The sequence below is a fragment of the Microbacterium sp. genome (assembly GCF_047972865.1).
Classification (GTDB): Bacteria; Actinomycetota; Actinomycetes; order Actinomycetales; family Microbacteriaceae; genus Microbacterium.
Genome location: NZ_JBKEAY010000122.1, coordinates 1 through 3471 on the forward strand (window position 1 = coordinate 1; position 3471 = coordinate 3471).

Sequence of the window (3471 nt, forward strand, 5' to 3'; positions counted from 1 at the left end):
TCGGCACCGCCGAGCCCGGGCCGAACGATCCGCTCTGATCCTCGTGCTTCGTCATAGTGATCATCTTCATACTCCTCATCTATCGGAGGAACCTCACACACAATCCATCTGACACGCCCCGATGGCATCGGACAGGGATGCGGCACGGTCGACCACCGCGCGGCGGGTGAGTCGCTCAGCCATGCGGCAGTTCCTTCACCGTCAAGAATGGGAGCACCACCATCGGCCCTTGCCCGGTCACCTCGCCGATCCCACGCCCTTGGGCGCCGACCACACGGCAGCGGCTCGGGTGAAGTGAATGGGTCGGCCTATACGCCGGGTTCTGTTCCGGGGCTCCTGCCCCTTCGACGGTCATCTCTCTCGGCGACGCGTTGCCGCGCCGCTCCAGCGGCCTACCCGGGGACTCGGCGGGTCGCGTCGTCATCCCGTGTCTGGCCTTGCTCCGGGCGAGGTTTACCGTGCGGGTCGTGTCACCACGACCCCGGTGGTCTCTTACACCGCCCTTTCACCCTTACCGGGGCGCACCCCGGCGGTCTTCTCTCTGTGGCACTGTCTCGCGGATCACTCCGGGTGGGTGTTACCCACCGCCCTACCCTGTGGAGCCCGGACGTTCCTCGGTGCGGTCTCCCGCCACGCGACCGTCCGGCCGGCCCATTCACGTCACCGATTCTACGGGCGCGACGACCTCACAACCCCGACTCGTCCGTGCGCACCAGCACGGCGCCGCATTCGGGGCAGGTCACGACATCGTCGGCGGCGGCCTTGCGGACCCGTTGCAGGTCGTTGCCGGAGAGCACCATGCGGCACGCTTCGCACGTCTGGCGGCGTAACACTCCCGCGCCGATGCCTCGGGCGGCGATCCGCTCGTACATCGCCAGCAACTCGGCCGACACGCTGCCTGCGACCGCGGCGCGGTCTCGCTGGGCAGCCTCCAGCCGGGTGGCCGCTTCGGCCACAGCCGCCTTGCCCTCCGCGCTCAGCCGCGAACCCTCTTCGTTGGTGGCAGCCACCAGCGCCTCCTGGGCCGCGACATCGGAATCCAGTGATTCCAGGCGCTCCATGACCTCGAGCTCCGCATCCTCCAGTGCCGTCTTCCGGCGCGCGAGAGAGGCGATCTCGTGCTCAAGGCCCTGTGCGTCCTTGGCGCTGGTCGTCGCCGTGAGGCGGCCCGCGTCGCGCTCCGCCCGCGCGTCGACGACCGCGACATCGGCCTCGATACGCGCCAACTCGGCCTTGGCGTCGTCGCGGATGCCGAGCAGCCGCGCCAACTCCCCCGACTGCGCCTGCCGCTCGGCGAGCAACTCCTTGACCCGCGCCGCCTGCGGCGGGTTCTGCCGAGCGTGCTCGGCCTGATGGGCGGCAGCATCCAGCTCGGCGATCTCGACGAGACGGAGTTGGTCGGCGGGGCTGGCTTTCACCCCTTCAACCTACCGCGGCGCGCCCCTGCTCCTTGCGGTCGATAACATGTGACTTTGTAGTAACCTGTCGCCGTGCACGATGTCTCCGCGGTGTTCCACTCCCTGGACGACCCGACCCGGCGAAGCCTGCTCGACGCGCTGCGCCGACACGATGGCCAGACACTCACGGAACTCGTCGAGCACGGGGAGCTTTCCCGTTTCGGCGTGATGAAGCATCTCGGGGTGCTCGAGGAGGCAGGTCTCGTCACGACGCTGCGGGTGGGTCGGTTCAAGCATCACTATCTGAATCCGGCACCGCTCCTGGAAGCGGTCGACCGCTGGATCGAGCCCCTCGTCCACCAGCCCGCCACCCGCGCAATCCTCGCGATGAAGAAGAACCTGGAAGGAAACACGATGCCCAAGCCCGAAGAGCGCGCACCCGACTTCGTGCTGGAGACGTACATCCGCACCAGCCCGGAACGACTGTGGGAGGCTCTCATCGACGGTCAGCTGACCCGTCAGTACTACATGGCCGGCGCGCAGTTCCGCGGGGATGTGCGGGTCGGCGGCGAGTACGCCTACCGCACCGACAAGGGCGACGAGATCACGGGGGTCTTCCTCGACGTGCAACCGCACCGCCGCCTGGAGATGACGTTCCAGCCGCATTGGCGCGACATCGGTGCGTCCCGCAACCGGTACGAGATCGACCCGTTCGGTGAGGTCGTGCGCCTGCGGATCCTGCACTTCGACTTTCCCGAACCCATGCCGGAGGTGCGTGCCGGGTGGGCCCGCATCGCGGCGGGAGTGAAGACGCTGTTGGAAACCGGGCGCCCGCTCGAACTCCCCGAACCAGAGGAGGACTGATCGTATGGTCGCATCCAGCAAGGGGGTGGCCGCGCCCCCGCCCGTGCGCCACGACCTCGAACTCTATGAACAGCTTGCCGAACACGTCGAGGCGCTGGCGCCCGACGTGACGCGACGGCGCATGTTCGGCAGCCCCGCCCTTTGCGTCGGGCGCAAGATGGCGGTGTGCGTCTTCGGCGACGCAATGGGCATGCGGGTACCGCAGCCGCTTGCCGCCGAAGCGTTGGAGAGCGGACGAGCGCTCCCGTTCCAGCCCCACGGCAAGTCCCGCATGCGCGAGTGGGTGATGATCACAGGTGGCGAGGACGCGATCGAGCCGAACAGCGACCTGATCCTCGCCGCCGTGGACTACGCGAGGGCGAACAATGTCTGAGCCCGGCTCCACCGCCGACAGCTCGGTTGTCAGCACCGCCGAACGCGAGTTCGGGCTGACGCCCGGTCAGTTCCCGTTCGAAAGCCGTTTCGTCGAGATGGACGGTGCCCGACTGCACTACGTCAATGAGGGCGAGGGCCCCGTCCTGTTGCTGATCCACGGCAACCCGGCGTGGTCGTTCCTCTACCGCCACGTCATCCGTGACCTGTCGACCGGGTATCGGTGCATCGCCGTGGACCTCGCCGGTTTCGGACTGTCCCGCCCGCCGGAGGGATTCGGTTTTCTTCCCTCGGAGCAGGCGGAACTCGTCAGGGCGTTCATCGACGAACTCGATCTCACCGCCGTGACCCTCGTCGCCCACGATTGGGGTGGTCCGATCGGGCTCGCCGCACTCACCGCACGCCCCGATCGCCTCGCAGCGGTCAGCCTCGGCAACACCTGGGCGTGGCCCGTCGCCGACGACCGTCACTTCCGGCAGTTCTCCGGTGTCATGGGCGGCCCGGTCGGTCGGTTCCTGAATCGGAGCTTCGCGTTCTTCGTGAATGTCGTGATGCCGATGTCGATGAAACGGCGCAAACTCACCCCTGACGAGATGAGAGCGTACCGAGCGCCGTTCCATGCTCGCGCTTAGCGCACCCCCCTGTCGGTGTTCCCCCGCCAGATCGTGCATGCGGCACACTGGCTCGAAGGCGTACAGAAGCGGATCACCGCACTTGATGGCGCATAGCCTGAGTTGGTACGGCTAGTCCAGCGACCTGGTACTGGCGTTCCGTGGAGGTGGTACCGGCTCCGGGCTAGGGGGTCCTCGGGAGCCGGCACCGTTGGGTGTTACTCCCA

General features: G+C 67.5%; 4 protein-coding genes and 1 other RNA gene. 3 read left to right on the forward strand and 2 right to left on the reverse strand.

Annotated features, from left to right (window positions below):
- Nucleotides 1–295: 295 nt before the first annotated feature.
- Nucleotides 296–654: RNase P RNA component class A (gene rnpB, locus ACK5KK_RS07640), an RNA gene on the reverse strand.
- 32 nt (nt 655–686) lie between these two features.
- Nucleotides 687–1418, reverse strand: a complete 732-nt coding sequence (locus tag ACK5KK_RS07645; protein ID WP_416889492.1) for a zinc ribbon domain-containing protein — start codon at nt 1416–1418, stop codon at nt 687–689.
- Between the two features lie 72 nt (nt 1419–1490).
- Between ACK5KK_RS07645 and ACK5KK_RS07650 the strand changes: the two genes are divergently transcribed.
- Genes ACK5KK_RS07650 through ACK5KK_RS07660 form a run of 3 tightly spaced genes read left to right on the forward strand, consistent with a single transcriptional unit; the run spans nt 1491 to nt 3265 of the window.
- Nucleotides 1491–2261 (forward strand): ArsR/SmtB family transcription factor, encoded by a 771-nt coding sequence (locus ACK5KK_RS07650; RefSeq protein ID WP_416889493.1) that lies wholly within the window; start codon nt 1491–1493, stop codon nt 2259–2261.
- Nucleotides 2262–2265: 4 nt separating this feature from the next.
- A complete protein-coding gene (locus ACK5KK_RS07655; protein WP_416889494.1) occupies nt 2266–2634 on the forward strand; it encodes a TfoX/Sxy family protein in 369 nt (122 codons plus the stop codon).
- Nucleotides 2627–3265: an alpha/beta fold hydrolase gene (locus ACK5KK_RS07660; protein WP_416889495.1), complete on the forward strand. Its 639-nt coding sequence runs from the start codon at nt 2627–2629 to the stop codon at nt 3263–3265. The genes ACK5KK_RS07655 and ACK5KK_RS07660 overlap by 8 nt, the downstream gene beginning before the upstream one ends.
- Nucleotides 3266–3471 lie beyond the last annotated feature (206 nt).